At 51.5% G+C, this 15,248-nt stretch carries 16 protein-coding genes; 6 read left to right on the forward strand and 10 right to left on the reverse strand.

What is annotated here, in order from left to right:
• Positions 1 to 63: 63 nt before the first annotated feature.
• Entirely contained in the window at positions 64 to 2,046 is a 1,983-nt protein-coding gene (gene pdxA / locus ACYVAD_RS07435) for a 4-hydroxythreonine-4-phosphate dehydrogenase PdxA (RefSeq protein ID WP_461138850.1), read from the forward strand.
• 80 nt (positions 2,047 to 2,126) lie between these two features.
• Complete coding sequence (locus ACYVAD_RS07440) at positions 2,127 to 3,014, forward strand: YicC/YloC family endoribonuclease (RefSeq protein ID WP_461138851.1); 888 nt, start codon at positions 2,127 to 2,129, stop codon at positions 3,012 to 3,014.
• Here ACYVAD_RS07440 and ACYVAD_RS07445 read toward each other — a convergent pair.
• On the reverse strand, positions 3,011 to 3,490 hold the full coding sequence (locus tag ACYVAD_RS07445) for a hypothetical protein (RefSeq protein ID WP_461138852.1): 480 nt from the start codon (positions 3,488 to 3,490) through the stop codon (positions 3,011 to 3,013). The two genes, ACYVAD_RS07440 and ACYVAD_RS07445, sit on opposite strands and share 4 nt — an antisense overlap.
• A 79-nt stretch (positions 3,491 to 3,569) precedes the next feature.
• On the opposite strand from ACYVAD_RS07445, the gene ACYVAD_RS07450 reads away from it, so the two are divergent.
• Together ACYVAD_RS07450 and ACYVAD_RS07455 are read left to right on the forward strand one after the other, a co-directional pair.
• Positions 3,570 to 4,211: a DNA-3-methyladenine glycosylase gene (locus ACYVAD_RS07450; RefSeq protein WP_461138853.1), complete on the forward strand. Its 642-nt coding sequence runs from the start codon at positions 3,570 to 3,572 to the stop codon at positions 4,209 to 4,211.
• 35 nt (positions 4,212 to 4,246) lie between these two features.
• Positions 4,247 to 5,542, forward strand: coding sequence for an MFS transporter (locus ACYVAD_RS07455; RefSeq protein ID WP_461138854.1), 1,296 nt, complete (start codon positions 4,247 to 4,249; stop codon positions 5,540 to 5,542).
• A 159-nt stretch (positions 5,543 to 5,701) separates the two neighbouring features.
• Here the strand turns inward: ACYVAD_RS07455 and ACYVAD_RS07460 are convergent, their stop codons facing one another.
• Genes ACYVAD_RS07460 through ACYVAD_RS07470 form a run of 3 tightly spaced genes read right to left on the reverse strand, consistent with a single transcriptional unit; the run spans position 5,702 to position 8,286 of the window.
• Positions 5,702 to 7,258: an ABC transporter permease/substrate-binding protein gene (locus ACYVAD_RS07460; RefSeq protein ID WP_461138855.1), complete on the reverse strand. Its 1,557-nt coding sequence runs from the start codon at positions 7,256 to 7,258 to the stop codon at positions 5,702 to 5,704.
• Between the two features lie 8 nt (positions 7,259 to 7,266).
• Positions 7,267 to 8,001 (reverse strand): ABC transporter ATP-binding protein, encoded by a 735-nt coding sequence (locus ACYVAD_RS07465; RefSeq protein ID WP_461138856.1) that lies wholly within the window; start codon positions 7,999 to 8,001, stop codon positions 7,267 to 7,269.
• A gap of 3 nt (positions 8,002 to 8,004) precedes the next feature.
• Positions 8,005 to 8,286: a DUF427 domain-containing protein gene (locus ACYVAD_RS07470; RefSeq protein WP_461138857.1), complete on the reverse strand. Its 282-nt coding sequence runs from the start codon at positions 8,284 to 8,286 to the stop codon at positions 8,005 to 8,007.
• Positions 8,287 to 8,844: 558 nt separating this feature from the next.
• Here ACYVAD_RS07470 and ACYVAD_RS07475 point away from each other — a divergent pair.
• A complete protein-coding gene (locus tag ACYVAD_RS07475) occupies positions 8,845 to 9,450 on the forward strand; it encodes a porin family protein (RefSeq protein WP_461138858.1) in 606 nt (201 codons plus the stop codon).
• 43 nt (positions 9,451 to 9,493) lie between these two features.
• The gene (locus tag ACYVAD_RS07480) at positions 9,494 to 10,162 is read left to right on the forward strand and encodes an outer membrane beta-barrel protein (RefSeq protein WP_461138859.1); all 669 of its coding nucleotides are present in this window, start codon (positions 9,494 to 9,496) and stop codon (positions 10,160 to 10,162) included.
• A 234-nt stretch (positions 10,163 to 10,396) separates the two neighbouring features.
• On the opposite strand, the gene ACYVAD_RS07485 is transcribed toward ACYVAD_RS07480, so the two are convergent.
• The 6 genes from ACYVAD_RS07485 to fucP form a co-directional block, all read right to left on the reverse strand.
• The gene (locus ACYVAD_RS07485; protein ID WP_461138860.1) at positions 10,397 to 10,597 is read right to left on the reverse strand and encodes a helix-turn-helix transcriptional regulator; all 201 of its coding nucleotides are present in this window, start codon (positions 10,595 to 10,597) and stop codon (positions 10,397 to 10,399) included.
• The gene (locus ACYVAD_RS07490; RefSeq protein WP_461138861.1) at positions 10,594 to 11,034 is read right to left on the reverse strand and encodes a hypothetical protein; all 441 of its coding nucleotides are present in this window, start codon (positions 11,032 to 11,034) and stop codon (positions 10,594 to 10,596) included. The genes ACYVAD_RS07485 and ACYVAD_RS07490 overlap by 4 nt, the downstream gene beginning before the upstream one ends.
• 124 nt (positions 11,035 to 11,158) lie before the next feature.
• Positions 11,159 to 12,523: a lactate utilization protein B gene (locus ACYVAD_RS07495; protein WP_461138862.1), complete on the reverse strand. Its 1,365-nt coding sequence runs from the start codon at positions 12,521 to 12,523 to the stop codon at positions 11,159 to 11,161.
• Between the two features lie 132 nt (positions 12,524 to 12,655).
• Positions 12,656 to 13,396, reverse strand: coding sequence for a (Fe-S)-binding protein (locus ACYVAD_RS07500; RefSeq protein ID WP_461138863.1), 741 nt, complete (start codon positions 13,394 to 13,396; stop codon positions 12,656 to 12,658).
• Positions 13,397 to 13,481: 85 nt separating this feature from the next.
• Complete coding sequence (locus tag ACYVAD_RS07505) at positions 13,482 to 13,811, reverse strand: L-rhamnose mutarotase (protein ID WP_461138864.1); 330 nt, start codon at positions 13,809 to 13,811, stop codon at positions 13,482 to 13,484.
• Positions 13,812 to 13,813: 2 nt separating this feature from the next.
• A complete protein-coding gene (gene fucP / locus ACYVAD_RS07510; protein WP_461138865.1) occupies positions 13,814 to 15,202 on the reverse strand; it encodes an L-fucose:H+ symporter permease in 1,389 nt (462 codons plus the stop codon).
• Positions 15,203 to 15,248 lie beyond the last annotated feature (46 nt).

The raw sequence follows: 15,248 nt of genomic DNA on the forward strand, positions 1-15,248 counted from the left end.
GTTTTTCTTAAAAAGACCAGAAAACGCCAGCCCGGAATTTTTTGGCGAAACTAATAAAAGTACATGGAACAACGCCAATCAGACGATTCAGGCGCGCAGCAGCCGGTCTCGACTCCCGAACAGACAATATCAAATCCACCTGCTCAGCAGCCAGTGGCTAGCGAGCAGACGGGCTCTACTCATACGAACGACTCTCCCCCGGCGACTGATCAGCCTAACGTAACCCCGCATCAACCGGAGCAACGTAACGATGCTCAGCAGGATGCCAGTCAGCGTGGTGACGCCCAGCGTGGCGACGGCCAGCGTGGCGAAAATCGGCAACGTCCCCGCGGAGAAACGCCCCGGAATGACAATCCGCGGGATACTGGTCAACGAGTTGAGGGGCAGCGTAGTGACGCCCAACGTGGTGATGCTCAACGAAATGAAGCCCCTCGTGAGAACAATTCGCGTAACGGGCAACGGGAGCAGCCATCACGTAATTCTGACCAACGAGCAAATGAGTCAGTTCAGCGGGACGCTACACAGCGTAGTGACGCCCAGCGGAACTTCACTCAACGGGACGCGGCTCAACGAGAAAGTAGTCGGGCACCCAACCAAGCCCCTCGTAATCAGGAAAACCGGCAGGGAGAATCCCGGCAACGCGGTGATGCCCAGCGTGGTGACGCCCAACGGGGCGACAATCAGGCTCAAAATCCACAACGGCAGGGAGAAAATCGTCAACAACGGAATGAGCCGCGCCAAGCTGACCAACGGAACGCAGCTCCGCGTAACGAGTCTCAACGGGAGGCTCCCCAGCGTGGTGACGCCCAACGGGGCGATGCTCAACGTGGTGACGCCCAGCGAGCAGACGTCCAACGAGAACCGCAACCCATACCGCAGCAACGGGAGCAAAATCGAGAACGGCGTCCTCAACGGGAAGGCTCTGCACGGGAAGGCAGCATGGCAGCTTCGGTCGACTCGGATAATACCGTTCCTGCCGCAGATCAAGCCGGGCGCGAAGACCGGCTAGTGATCGGTATTTCGCTGGGAGACTATAACGGTATTGGCCCAGAAGTCATTTTGAAGGCGCTTCAGTATAACCGGTTGCAGAAAATATGCACGCCCGTTATCTACGGGTCTATGCGAGTACTGAACCGATACCGGAATCTGCTCAATTTCAAGGACTGGAACCTGAATAGTGCGCCAACGGTCGGTCAGATCAGCCATAAACTGACGAACGTCATCACCTGCTGGCCCGATCAGAATCAGGATATTCATCCGGGCCAGGTTACGCCCGAAGCGGGTCAGGCCGCGTTTGCCTGTTTACAACGAGCGGTTGACGACCTGAAAGACGGGAAAATTGACGCGCTGGTTACCGCTCCGATTAACAAATACAACATTCAGTCGGAAGAATTTAAATTTCCGGGTCACACCGAATACCTGGCTCAGGAATTTGGTGTTGCCGATAACCTGATGTTTTTGGTCAGCAATACGTTACGTGTTGGCGTCGTTACCGGCCACATTCCGCTGGGCCGAGTTCGGCAAAGTGTAACGAAGGAGAAGATCGCGCAGAAACTTACGTTCATGATGCGGTCGCTGAAGCAGGACTTCGGCATCGAGAAACCTAAGATTGCCGTCCTCGGGCTCAATCCCCACGCGGGCGAAGAGGGACTACTCGGCAATGAAGAACAGGAAGTCATCAGACCGGTTATCAACGAGTGGCGGAACAAAGGCCAACTGGTTTTTGGGCCCTACCCCGCCGATGGCTTCTTTGGTACGCGCAGTTACCTGAAATTTGATGCTGTACTGGCTATGTACCACGATCAGGGGCTGATCCCGTTCAAGACCATTGCCTTTGAAGAAGGGGTCAACTTTACGGCAGGGATGCCCGCCGTACGCACCTCTCCCGATCACGGTACTGCCTACGACATCGCCGGTAAAGGAGTTGCCGACGAGACATCCATGCTTCAGGCCATCTATACGGCCGTTGACGTAGCTCGTCAGCGCAAAGAGTTTATGGAGCTGGAAGCCAACGCCCTGAAAAAACAACCAGCCGAGAAACAATAATCATTAGTGTTCGCTGTCTGCATCGCCGATTTGTTCGACAGGCAGACCGCGAGCTCCAACTGGCCTTTACTTGACCAATTATGCTTAAATCCATGACCGGCTTCGGTAACGCAACCGTAGAAGCCAATGGGCTGTCGGTAACGGCAGAAGTCAAAACACTGAATTCCAAATTTCTGGATATATACTGCCGGATTCCCCGTCAGTTTTCGGATAAAGAAATCGAATTACGCGCCCTTCTGACGCAACAACTGGAACGGGGTAAGGTAGAACTATCGCTGAACCTGACCCGGACAAACGCTGTCCGGCCGGGTGTGATGATCAACCGCCCGCTGGTCTCGGCTTACATCAGCGACATTAAGGAAACGGCGAACGGCTTACTGATGAACGTAGCGGACAGCGACGTGCTGAAACTAGCCCTGCAACAACCTAATGCGTACCTGACGGAATCGTCTGATCCCACGGCTGATACCGACGACTGGGCAACCGTTCACAGCGCCGTTCTGGAGGCCATTCGTCGATGCGACGAGTTCCGGCGTCAGGATGGTGCCGTTCTGGAAAACAAGTTTCAGGAGTACATCCAGACCATCAGCGACCGGCTGACTGCCATTGAAGAGCAGGACGTACGTCGGATTCCGGCCGTGCGCGAGCGGATGCTGGCGAACGTAAAAGAATTACTCGACAGCGACACCTTCGACCAGAATCGCTTTGAGCAGGAGCTGGTGTATTACGTCGAGAAATTCGACATCTCGGAAGAGAAGGTCCGGCTTAAAAACCACCTTACGTATTTCCTGGAAGTCCTGGCGACCGAAGAAGCCAACGGTAAAAAGCTCAATTTCATCTCACAGGAGATTGGTCGCGAAATCAACACGATTGGCTCCAAAGCCAATGATGCCGCTATTCAGCGCCTAGTCGTTCAGATGAAAGACGAGTTGGAAAAGATTAAGGAGCAGACCATGAACGTCATTTAAGGCGCTACAGGCAGCAGAAATGTTTCATTCGTCGGGCCAGCCGCTTCAACAATCCGTCCATTGAATTGTACATTGGCGGTGTATATCCAGCTGTCGCAGGTGCTGGTCCGACGAAAAGGCGCTAGTCGCAACGTTCCAACATTCTGGTTATTGACCAGCACCCGATAGGAAGCAGAGTCGGCCTGAGTACTCTGTTCCAATACGTCGGCACTGGCGAAGACGGGTGCAGATGAGTATTTATTGGGGAGCGTAACAGGACCGCTCACCCTTGCCGTATCAATCTTGGCGGTATAGGCATTTTTATAGACTATCTGCACGCGCGTAATAGACGTAATGGGAACAGGTGCATTGTTCCGATCAGTCAGCGCAAAATAAAGATACGGCTGAGCCGTTCGTCGGCATCCCTCCCGTTCGCAGCCACCAAACAGAACCACCAGCGCGAAACTGGAAACAAATACGGCAAAAAACGTTTTCATCTGATTAGCCATTTGCCCTAGAACGAGCAAATTGTATCCGTATTGATTCCTTTTAGTAAATTCTTATCAACGCAATGTTATGCATTCAACCCGTCTTCCCGAATCGTTTTATCAGGATCACGACACGCTGACCCTAGCGCAGTTACTGCTCGGCTGCGAGCTGGTGCGTGAATCGGAAGAAGGAATAACGGCGGGAATTATCGTCGAAACGGAAGGGTACATCGTGGGCGACCCAGCCTGCCATGCTTACCGCCGTCAGACTACCCGCAATGCCGCCATGTTTGGCCCAGCCGGCACGCTCTACGTCTATCAGATTTACAACCATTATAACTGCATCAACGTCGTAACGGCGCCCGAGGGCGTGGGCGAAGCGGTACTGATTCGGGCCCTCGAACCGACCGAGGGTCTGGAGCTGATGGGACAACGTCGAAACGAAGCGTTCAAAACCGGATTCGCGCGGTACCGTAACAATACCATCGATCCTACTACAGCCGATGGGGAACGTAACCTAGCCAATGGCCCCGGTAAACTGGTCATTGCCCTAGGCATTGACCGGCAACGGGATAATAACTCTTCGTTGGTAACCGGCAATATATACATCCGTGGTCCGGTTATGCACGATTTTGACATGGTCACTACGACACGCATTGGCCTGACGCAGGGCGTCGATCTACCCTATCGCTACTACGTAAAGGGCAATCGGTACGTTAGTAAAAAGTAGGGTATTTCTCGGATAACCGCTGCTTTACCAGACGTATGCCCGCTTCACCTCTGGTTCTTTCGCAAAACCGTCCCCTTCGTTACGGTACATTTTTATACCTGTACATCATGCAGGGAATTCCGTCGGGTTTCGCGCTGACAGCCGTAACCAATTACCTGACTGCTGAGGGGTTGACTCCACAAGCGCTGGGTACATTCGGGGCTGTTGTAGGGCTACCGTGGGGATTCAAATTTATCTGGGGGCCTTTTGTCGATCGTTTTCAATCGTCACGCATGGGCCGCCGACGCCCGTGGGTGTTGGGATCGCAGTGCCTGGCGTTGCTGGCATCACTGGCTATTCTGCTGGTCGGTGATCCGGTGCAAGAGTTTAATCTGCTGGCTCTTGCTTTTGCCTGGCACGGTGTCTTTGCCTCCTTGCAGGATGTCAGCGTCGACGCCCTGGCGATTACCATCAGCCCCGTCAATGAACGAGGCCGGATCAATGGTTTCATGAAGTGCGGTATGGTCATGGGGCAGGCCATCGGGGCCGCCGGGCTTGCGCTCGTGATCCGCGACAAGGGCTTTCATACTGCAGCACTTGTACAATCCGGTGTGTTACTGATTTTTACCATCATTACCTTCTTTATTCGCGAACAACCCGGCGATTCATTTCTGTCAACGAAGAAACATTCAGATAGAAATACGAGCATGGCCTTACTGCCTGTCGCCTTTGGCCCTTTACTGCGCGATTTGTTTCAAGCCGTTCTTGTGCGTAGAAACCTGCTCATCTTCGGCGCCGTTGCCTTGGTTTTCATCAGCGAACGTCTCTTCCAACGGGCTTATTTCATTCACTTGATTCGATACGAAGGCTGGAGTGATACGTCGGTGTCGGTGCTCAGTGGCACCTACGGCACGTTACTCGCTGTCTCCCTGGCTTTACTAGGTGGCTGGCTGGCCGATGTTATTGGGACCCAACGCATGTTGATCGGTGTTACGCTATCGATGGCGATACTGCATCTCGGCTTTTCGTTACTTGCTCCCTTCTGGTCGACTACTTCCGTCGCAACCACAGGTCTGGTCGTCCGGCAAACTCTCGAACCCGTTTTCAGCATTGTAGCGTTACCCACGCTGATGGGTTTGTGTCGGCGGGGAGTCGAAGGAGCCCAGTTCGCATTCTACATGGCCCTCAGCAACCAGGCCGACGTTATTGGCATTTTTCTGGCGGGGCAGCTACAGCCTTTTTTCTCAGCCCCTACATTAGGAATCGCCTGCGGTATAACTATGGGTCTTGCTATGATTGCCTTACGTCGCGTTACGTACCCCGCTGCTACGCTCCACCAGGGATCTTACTGAACCGTCATCATAACTCCTTGGCTCCGACAAAGCGGCAGTAACCCTTTCCCGTTCTGTCACCAGCGACCATTCCCCATGCGAAGAATGTAGGTATGTTACGTTTAGAAATCGTTACCCAGTCGTCTGGATACGATGCGGTGTGCCAGCGAATAAACCGACTCATTTATTCAGGTAGCTAACCAGATCCTCAATCGACCGGATATGCAGCTGACGGGCCTGTTGCTGTCGCATCATCAGCGAATAGCTGTTGTTGAAGCCAAGCGGCTTCAGCCAGCGAAGCTGGTATTTTGTGGCAAACTGCTGCTGCACGAAGTCATAAACCGGTTTCGGCTGCATTGGTAAGTTTTTCAACGTGGCAGCCGACGGCTGTAATACAACGAGCAGACCGGTGCCGGTGTACTCAGGGTAAAAGTCAATGGAGCCGGTACGTAACGCATCGAAGCAAATCTGCGTACCGCCAAGCCCCGTTCGGGACGCGACGCGCAGCTTTGTGTGTCCCTCGATCAGTTGCCGATAAATCTCCGCCAGAATATACTGCTCGGTAAAGACCTTCGAGCCCATGACAATGGTGTTTGATCGTTCGCCGGGCGCTGGTTGTTTATATAGTTTCGCTGCAATCAGAAACTGCTTCGCAATCTGTTCAGGCGATTCCTTTTTGTAATCAGCCCGGTAATTCAACTCGGTCATTACCGAATCAGTCAACTTCCCCGCCAGCAGATTCAGTGTGGGCTCAAGCTCTGGGTAGCGGTTTAGCGTAGCCTGTCGAACCACCGGCGCGGCATCGTATGGTGGAAAAGCGTGATGGTTATCGTTCAAAACAAGCAGGTCATACGCCTTGATACGCCCATCCGTCGAATAGCCACTTATGATATCGACCTGCTTTCTATAGATGGCTTCGTACATCAGGTTCTGATCCAGTAGCCGAGGGCGTATATTCAGACCATACGTTTTCTGCAAACCAGGGTACCCATCCGAACGTCCGTAAAACTCGTGCGCGAAACCAGCCACGAGTTTCTCCTGCCCACGGGGTAATACGTAAAACGCCGATAAGAGCGGCAGTAAAATGACAAACGCCAATGACGCAATTCGTAGCCGCTTTCCGGATAGTGTTTGCAAACGCGCCAGCGTGTAATCAAGCAATACCGCCAGAAGGGCCGCTGGTATCGCACCGGCCAGCATCATGTTGACATTGCTCAGCGCAATCCCGCTAAAGATGAACTCCCCCAGTCCGCCAGCCGCAACGTAAGCCGCCAGCGTCGCGACGCCCACGTTGATCACCGTTGCGGTTCGAATACCCGCGAAGATGACTGGCAGCGCCAGCGGCAGTTCAACGTTTATCAGCACCTGCCGGTCGGTCATGCCCACGCCCCGGGCGGCTTCCTTCACCAGCGGATTTACTTCCGTAATGCCAACGTATGTGTTTCGGATGATAGGTAGTAAGGCGTACAGGAATAAGGCTACCAACGCCGGTCCAACGCCGATGCCCAGCAGCGGAATGAGGAATCCCAGTAATGCTACGCTAGGCACCGTCTGGAGTATTCCGGCTACCCCTAATACTCCTCCGGCCAGCCGGGTTCTCCGGGAAATCAGAATCCCCATTGGGACGCCAATCAATAGAGCCAGCAGCAACGAAATAAACGTCAGGCCAATGTGGGTCAATGTCTGCTCCAGCAGTTTGTCAGCGTGCTCCCGAACGAACGTAAAAAATTCCAGCATAGAGAAAGTCAATTGGCTAAACGAACCGGCTTTTCGTCCAGAAAGTCCCGCACAAAGTCATTGACGGGCCGATTCAGCAGTTCATCGGGTGGCCCGATCTGCACCACCTGCCCTTTGTCCATCAGCACAATCCGATCCGCTAATTCGATTGCTTCGCTTACGTCATGGGTTACCAGCACGACGGTCGTTGCCTTGAGTTCATTCAAACCAAACAACTCCCGCCGTACATGCCGACGCGTGAACGGATCAAGTGCGCCAAAAGGCTCATCCATGAGCACAACCGGAGGTTGAGCGGCCAGTGCTCGCGCCAGCCCGACCCGTTGCCGCTGTCCACCGCTCAGTTCCGACGGATAGCGGTTTAGTACTGTTTCCGGAAGTTGTAGTTTCGTGATTAGCTCGTGCGTCCGCGTTTGAATCTGGTCTTTGTCCCAGCCCAGTAAATTAGGGACCGTCGCAATGGCGTCGGCAATGGTGTAGTGCGGAAACAGCCCACCATCCTGAATGACGTAACCAATTCGTCGCCGGAGTTCAGGGGCGTTTTGCTGCCGCACGTCAACACCATCGACATGAATCGTTCCACTGGTTGGCTCGATTAGTCGATTGATCATTTTCAGCGTGGTTGTCTTGCCGCATCCACTGGTCCCTAGCAGCACCAGTGTTTCGCCACGCCCAACGCTTAATGATACGTTGTTTACCGCTGTATGCGACGCAAACTGCTTAGTCAGGTGTTGAATCTCGATCATCGGCTAATCAACGACCTGAACACCCTTCCAGAATGCGATCCGATCTTTAATCTGACTGGCTGCCGATTTAGGTTCGGGATAATACCAGGCCGCATCCTTGTTGGTTTGCCCATCGACAGCTAGCGAGTAGTACGACGCAATTCCTTTCCAGGGACAGGTTGTATGCGTCGAGCTATCAACAAGATAATCAGCCTTCACAGCTTCTTTCGGAAAGTAATGATTGTTTTCAACCACAACCGTTTCATCGCTCTCGGCAATAGTCTGTCCGTTCCAGATCGCTTTCATAGTATTTAGTTTTTATATCAAGGTACAAACTCCATATTCGGTACAGTAGTTTCTAACGACTAACTACAGTCTATTCGCTACTCCAGACAAAACGTCCAATGTGCTTACGGCTGTTACTGCTTACACGTTTCCGAAAAGGAACGTTTTTCTACACTACACAAAAGTCCATACCTAATAGATATGGGCTTTTGTGTGTTAATATTTTGAGTGTGTTTCTCGGAAGGAGCGTTTTGTGAAACAGTATTTAGACAGCGGTTCTGTGCTTTGGCTAACATGACGGTTGATTATATAGCAAGAACCTATGCTTACTTCACTAGCTAAATGGCTGATTGTTGTAGTCATGACGCTGATAATTCCTGTGACTGGTATCGTCTACTGGGGGGCTAACAATTTCAAGGGTAAACTCTGCATTACTTTGACTGGGGTATTGATCAATATTGGATTAGCCTTCTGGTATAGTTGGCTTGATCGTCGTCATAAAAGATTTAATGTCAACTTATGATATGTTTGCAAACAATAAGCTGCCTGATTAAGAGCTGTGTAATTTGTACATTCCTGTTGATAACTGGACAAGCGATGGCTCAGCAGGAAAAGAAATTCTGGATTAGCCCCAAAGTTGGCTTACAACTGACACGACTGTTTGGCAAACCGGTTGGCATTTCCAAGTTGAATACACATATAAGTGCTGGTTTGAGCGCTCAGTATCGGTTGAGTTCTCTACTGGCCATCAGTGCTGATGTGGTATACAGTCGACTAGGAGGGAGTTACGGTTCGGCTGATACCTCAGCCGCTCTCAGGAATTACAATTTAGTAATGCAGTTCGATTATATTAATCTGCCGCTAGTTTTGCGGGTATCCCCGGGAAGAAGCCCTTTTTTTCTGGAGGCTGGTGGCCAGACAGGTTTTTTTCTCTCCCGTCAAATCAAGATCGTTGATCTTGATGCTAGTACTCAACCTAACCAATCAATTGATGCGGGATGGGTAGTAGGAATCGGTCAGCATATCAAAAAGCATCTTTGCATTAATTTCCGATATTATAAAGGGTTAACGTCAATCTGGAGCCCTAGCTACTATACTAATCCCCTGACAGGACAAACGATTAAAATCTCGGTCGTTAAGCAAGTCCACCAATCCTTCGGGCTTCAGGCAGCTTATTACTTTTAACCATATCCTATTGCCTTAAACTTCTTGCGAAAATAACAACATCATGAAAACTACCCTGATTAGTCTGGTATTTGGTTTGATGATCGCTTTAGAGGCCAGTGCACAGACCGAAAAAGGGCGATGGACTGTGGGAGCCCAAGTGAGCAATTTCACCTACCAAAAGGAAGAACTGGACTACCGAAATATATCGGGTAGTCTAACCCCCTCAGCTGGCTATTTTGTTACTAATGGTCTAGTGATTGGCACAGGGGTTCCCTTTAGTTTTAGCTCGACAAAATTTGGGCAGCTTTTCGGTAATTATGACAACCTGCGCCAGAATGGGACCTCTATCGGGTTATCACCTTTCGTCCGCTACTATGTTGGACCTGCTAAGCTTAAACCTTTCGTTGGTATCGCTTATAGCTATAGCCGGACAATCAGTAAATACAAAACAGATACGGCAGGCGGGTCTGAATCCAAGTCCAAGGGACATACAACGGCGTTGACACCGACGCTAGGTGTAGCCTATTTTATTAATCGCAATCTGGCCTTGACGGCTAGTCTAAACTATAACATCAATCACATAGAGAATCGTACAGTTCAGACTTCGCCCTATACCCCAGGGCCTTCAACTTTTCATCGGCAATTAGTAGTGATAACCCAAACAGGAGTTGCCAGCAGGACTTTCTGCTTTGCTCAGGCACTGGGTTACAATGTTGCACTACAGGTATAGCTTGTCCTAATAGAGTATAGCCAATCAGGCAATGTACAGTTTCATAAAACGCCCATTTTAGGCGACGACTTTCGAGCTTTTGCTATTTACGTCAGTTCTGATTACTATCAATCTTAAATTGTTATCCGCTTCAGCGGTCCGATCACGAATCAACGTTTAAAATTAAAGCATGCGCTTGAGTAGGTGAGACAGCACAGATGCAGTATAGCGGCTTTGTGTATTTAAACGAACCGTTTAGTCCATCTCTTCCAGTTGAAAGAGCTGCTCGACGGGTAGGTCAAAAACGCGCGCCATCTTCAGCGCCAGCACCGTAGACGGAACGTATCGGTTTGCTTCAATAGAATTAATGGTTTGTCGGCTTACCCCAATCCGGTCGGCCAGCTCGGCCTGCGACAGATTGAGCTCCGCCCGACACACTTTCAGGCGATTCTTCATAAGGTTAGCATGGCGTTGGTGTGTCGGTGTAGTAACCACCGGAACCGACCAATGAATACCAACAGCACCGTGAACATATTGTAGATCATTACTTCAAGAAATGCAGTGCTGTACAACGTTAACATGGCAATTGCCAGTAATAAATAGTTAGCGTACACACTCCATTGCAGCGCTTCCAGCCGTATTCGACTAATCATTTCATCTTCCACTTTTTCCTTCGAAAAAGCGATTAGTAATGACCCTACAATCACCCCAAGACCAGCGACCTCATCAGTCAAGTTGTTGCCTATTTCTCCGAACACTAGCAAACCACTCACATCAAGCTGCTCGAACCTAAACTCGGTGTACCTGTTTGCAAGGCCGAGCAAAATTGAGGGAATAAACAAGAACCAGCCGATCAGCCGGAAGCGGTGCGGAAACAACCATTTTGCGTTCATCTGATTTACGTGTGTTTTAACGATCAAACGTAAAACAAAAACGACATATTGTAAAGTTTGTTTGTCACTTTTTTATCAAAAATAGAGCTCGGCTATACTAGCCAAGCTCTATCTTCACAAGTGCTCATTTGGCATTAGCTGCGTACCACTCCCGGAAGCTTTGCTTTGGTGGCTCAGGCAGTTCGCGGGCAATAGCCCAGGGGTTGATCGTACCGTTATGACTTAGCGCGTAGGGAGTAGCCGCCAGCACCCGTCGGGCCGCTTTACCTAATCGAGCGTATAATTTGGGGCGGGCTAGAACTTTCGCCAGTGCTTTCATACCCACTCGTTTGCCAGCGGGCATCTCCTTTTGTTCACCAATGATCTGCCGCCACTTGTAGAGCTGCACGTGAATATCAATCTTGACCGGGCACACGTCAGAGCAGGAGCCGCAGAGTGTACTGGCAAAGGGTAATGTACTGTGCTTCTTCAGATCAACATTCGGTGAAAGGATCGAGCCAATAGGACCGGGCACGGTGTAATTGTAGCTATGTCCACCGCTACGCCGGTAAACCGGGCAGGTGTTCATGCAAGCTCCGCAGCGAATGCACTTCAGCGACGCCCGAAAATCGGGTCGACCAAGCTGCGTCGTTCGCCCGTTGTCGACAATCACAATATGCAGTTCCTGACCTGGTCGGGGTTTGTGAAAATGGCTGGTATACGTGGTGGATAATTGCCCCGTGGCCGAACGGGCCAGTAACCGGGTATACACGCCTAAGTGCTCCAGCTTCGGAATAATCTTTTCAATACCCATACTGGCAATGTGCACCGGTGCGAGCGTTACGCCCAGATCAGCGTTGCCTTCGTTGGTACAAACCACAAAGCCTCCCGTTTCGGCGATGGCAAAGTTCACTCCGGATAGGGCCGCGTCGGCTGCAACAAAGTGCCGGCGTAGATGCTGTCTCGCTGACTCCGTCAGAAACTGCGGATTGCTTTCACCCACGGGTGTTCCCAGATGTTTATGGAAGATCTGGCCAACGTCTTCCTTTTTCAAGTGAATGGCGGGTAACACAATATGACTGGGCGTTTCCTCATTCAACTGAATGATTCGCTCGCCCAGGTCCGTATCGACCACCTCAACACCATTTTTCTCCAGAAACGGATTCAAGTGACATTCTTCCGTCAGCATCGACTTGCTCTTCACCAGGCGTTTAGCACCGTGCTGCCGCATAATATCCAGCACAATCTGGTTGTGCTCCCGCGCATCAGCCGCCCAGTGGACCGTTACCCCATTCGCCTGGGCATTTTTCTCAAATTCTTCGAGGTATTCGTCCAGCCGACTCAGCGCGTGGTTCTTAATCTGCGACGCAAGTTCGCGCAGTTGCTCCCACTCGGGTAACTGGTAAGCCATACGGTCCCGTTTCTGGCGGACAAACCACAGGGTTTCGTCGTGCCAGGTGGTACGGTCAATATCAGCCGTAAATCGGTCGGCAGCCTGAGCGTGCGTCATAGTTATAAATCTCTGGCTTTGACTCGAATTGGTTTGCCTTCTTTGTCAGCAATGACCAGTTCGTCATCATCGCGTTTGGCCTGTTCAACAACTTTCTGTACAGCCCGGCGAATGACCGCCAGTCTGTAAATATTATGTCGCGCTACCCGTCAATATCTCCGCAACGTGCATCACGCGGATGGGCAGCTTCTGTCGCCGGACAATACCTTCCATGTGCATCAGGCACGACATATCGCCCCCGGTGATTACCTGAGCCCCGCTCTGCACATGGTCCTGCACGCGGTCTTGCCCCATCCGTGCGGACACGGCGGCTTCCGATACACAAAATGCCCCGCCGAAGCCGCAGCACTCGTCGTAGCGCTTCAAATCAACTAGTTCCAACCCTTTCACCTGCCGAAGCAGCTGACTCAGCTTCCCATCCCGAACGGGTGACATTTCGGAGTCACTAGTCAGTCGCAGTCCCCGCTGGCCGTGGCAGCTTTGGTGAATACCCACCCGGTACGGAAATTCTGCCTCCAGTTCTGTAACTCCTACTACGTCCGTCAGAAACTGAATCAGTTCGTACGTCCGTTCCCGAACGTGCTTGACTGCGGGCGTTTGCTCAATAATGTCGAAGTGTTTGCGAACGTGGTACACGCAACTTCCCGAAGGTGCTACGATATAGTCATAATCGGCAAAAGTCCGAACGTAGTTTTGGTACACCGGAATAGAGTCCCGTTCACAGCCCGCGTTGGCCATCGGCTGACCGCAACACGTCTGCTCCATTGGGAACGTTGCCTGCACGCCAACCTTTTCCAACAGCCGCATGGTGGCAATACCCACCTGTGGATAGAACTGATCGACGTAACAAGGGATAAATAAAGCGACATTCATAGTTGGCCGGGACTAGCAACTCCCCTTTCTTAACGTAATAAAGCGGTGGGGTAGTTTCGCCACCCCACCGCTTTTAAACTTCATCCTACAGCTGAAAGATTTTATCCATCAACACCCATTTTTCGCCTGGCTTGGCAATGGGTAACGCCTGTTGGTATTTCCACATCAGCGCTTCCCATTCCTGCACCTTCGGATTAGCGGCATCGGCGGCAGCCTTTTTCTCAAAGGAAAACGTTTCGTCATCGGTTTCCATGATCATAAACAACCGATTACCCGCGCGGTAGATCGTCATATCGATTACCCCCGCCCCCCGAATACTGGCATCAATCTCAGGCCAGATTTTTTGGTGGTACGCTTCGTATTCGGCAATCAGCGCCGGATCATCAACCAGATCAAGAGCAAGACAATAGCGCATAGTTAAGGAGCGACTTCGGCAGGTACGCCCGACGAGTCCAGTCCCGTCGAGTTAGTTTTGTAGCCGTTTATGGCGTAGAACGTAATATAAGCAAAGCAAATCAGCGGAACGATCAGCGCGTAGACAACACCCTGCTCAAACAGCATACCGGCCACCAGTGGCATCAGAGCTCCCCCAACGATACTCATAATGATCAGCGACGATGCCAGTTTAGACTCGGCTCCCAGACCACGAACCGCCAGGGCGAAGATCGTCGGGAACATGATCGACTGGAAGAAGTACGTAAAGCTCAGGGCAATTACCGCCGTCAGGCCACCTACGGCAATCGCGACTGCCACCATGGCAACAGCACCCGCTGAGAATACGGACAAAATAACGTTCGGCCGGTAGCGCGACATCAGCGATGTACCCACCAGTCGACCCACCATCAGTAGAACCAGCGCGAACGATGCGTGGAAACCAGCGATCTGCGTGGGTGTCAGCTCCAGTTGGCCACCCGTCAGGGAATTGATCAGGTACATATAGCCTTCGGCCAGTCCCCAGTGCTGATCGCGGGCAAAATCCAGTTTGAAATCAACGAAATAGCCCCACAGAACAGCTTGGGCACCTACGTTAGCGAACTGGGCCACAATACCTAGCACTAGGTGACGATGACGGAACAGACTCGGAATCGTGATTGTACCGGCCGCCTGTTCCTCTTCAGCCCCTACTTCGGGCATTTTCGTGAAGGCAAACAACAACGTTACGATGGCAATAACCAGCCCGATCGTCAGGTAGGGTCCCTGTACCGATAAGGCTTCCTGAACCCGGATAGCTTCCGCTTCGGCCGGTGCCATAGCCGAAAGCATTTGGGGGGTGTACTCCTTTTTCGAGAAAATGAATAACGCCCCAATGATTGGCCCAAGAATGATACTGATGCCGTTAAACGACTGCGAGAAATTCAGCCGCCATTCCGACTTGTTCGGATCGCCCAGTACGGTTACGTATAGGTTGGCAGCCGTTTCCAGACAGGCGATACCACAGGCCATGGTGAACAGGGCGACCAGGAAAAAACTATAAACCCGTGCTTCAGCCGCCGGGTAAAACAGCAGCGCACCACCGCCGTATAAAATCAGACCGAGAATAATACCCCGCTTATAGCCGAACTTCCGCATGACGTAACCCGCGGGTAGCGCCATAAAGAAATACCCCAGGTAAAAAGCGAAATCGACAATTCCCGCCTGGAAGCGGTTCAGATCCAGCGCTATCTGGAACTGCTTGATAAGTGAGCCATTCAGACTGTTGGCTAACCCCCACAGAAAAAACAAGCTGGTAACAAGGGCAAAGGCAATCTTGTAATTTCCGCCGGTGGCAGTCACCTTGGGCGGATTGGTTGGCGTTGGTAAAGCCATGAGTTGGCAGGAAAAGGATTAAAAACAACAAAAATTACGTCGGCTG

Source organism: Spirosoma pomorum, from assembly GCF_054776615.1.

Excerpts from the sequence above, each read along its gene's own strand:
- ACYVAD_RS07505 (WP_461138864.1), bottom strand. The coding sequence starts at position 13,811 with ATGCGCTATTGTCTTGCTCTTGATCTGGTTGATGATCCGGCGCTGATT.
- ACYVAD_RS07440 (WP_461138851.1), top strand. The coding sequence starts at position 2,127 with ATGCTTAAATCCATGACCGGCTTCGGTAACGCAACCGTAGAAGCCAAT.
- ACYVAD_RS07465 (WP_461138856.1), bottom strand. The coding sequence starts at position 8,001 with ATGATCGAGATTCAACACCTGACTAAGCAGTTTGCGTCGCATACAGCG.
- ACYVAD_RS07455 (WP_461138854.1), top strand. The coding sequence starts at position 4,247 with ATGCCCGCTTCACCTCTGGTTCTTTCGCAAAACCGTCCCCTTCGTTAC.
- ACYVAD_RS07480 (WP_461138859.1), top strand. The coding sequence starts at position 9,494 with ATGAAAACTACCCTGATTAGTCTGGTATTTGGTTTGATGATCGCTTTA.
- ACYVAD_RS07500 (WP_461138863.1), bottom strand. The coding sequence starts at position 13,396 with ATGAATGTCGCTTTATTTATCCCTTGTTACGTCGATCAGTTCTATCCA.
- ACYVAD_RS07495 (WP_461138862.1), bottom strand. The coding sequence starts at position 12,523 with ATGACGCACGCTCAGGCTGCCGACCGATTTACGGCTGATATTGACCGT.
- ACYVAD_RS07470 (WP_461138857.1), bottom strand. The coding sequence starts at position 8,286 with ATGAAAGCGATCTGGAACGGACAGACTATTGCCGAGAGCGATGAAACG.
- ACYVAD_RS07450 (WP_461138853.1), top strand. The coding sequence starts at position 3,570 with ATGCATTCAACCCGTCTTCCCGAATCGTTTTATCAGGATCACGACACG.
- ACYVAD_RS07460 (WP_461138855.1), bottom strand. The coding sequence starts at position 7,258 with ATGCTGGAATTTTTTACGTTCGTTCGGGAGCACGCTGACAAACTGCTG.
- pdxA (WP_461138850.1), top strand. The coding sequence starts at position 64 with ATGGAACAACGCCAATCAGACGATTCAGGCGCGCAGCAGCCGGTCTCG.
- ACYVAD_RS07490 (WP_461138861.1), bottom strand. The coding sequence starts at position 11,034 with ATGAACGCAAAATGGTTGTTTCCGCACCGCTTCCGGCTGATCGGCTGG.
- ACYVAD_RS07445 (WP_461138852.1), bottom strand. The coding sequence starts at position 3,490 with ATGAAAACGTTTTTTGCCGTATTTGTTTCCAGTTTCGCGCTGGTGGTT.
- fucP (WP_461138865.1), bottom strand. The coding sequence starts at position 15,202 with ATGGCTTTACCAACGCCAACCAATCCGCCCAAGGTGACTGCCACCGGC.
- ACYVAD_RS07485 (WP_461138860.1), bottom strand. The coding sequence starts at position 10,597 with ATGAAGAATCGCCTGAAAGTGTGTCGGGCGGAGCTCAATCTGTCGCAG.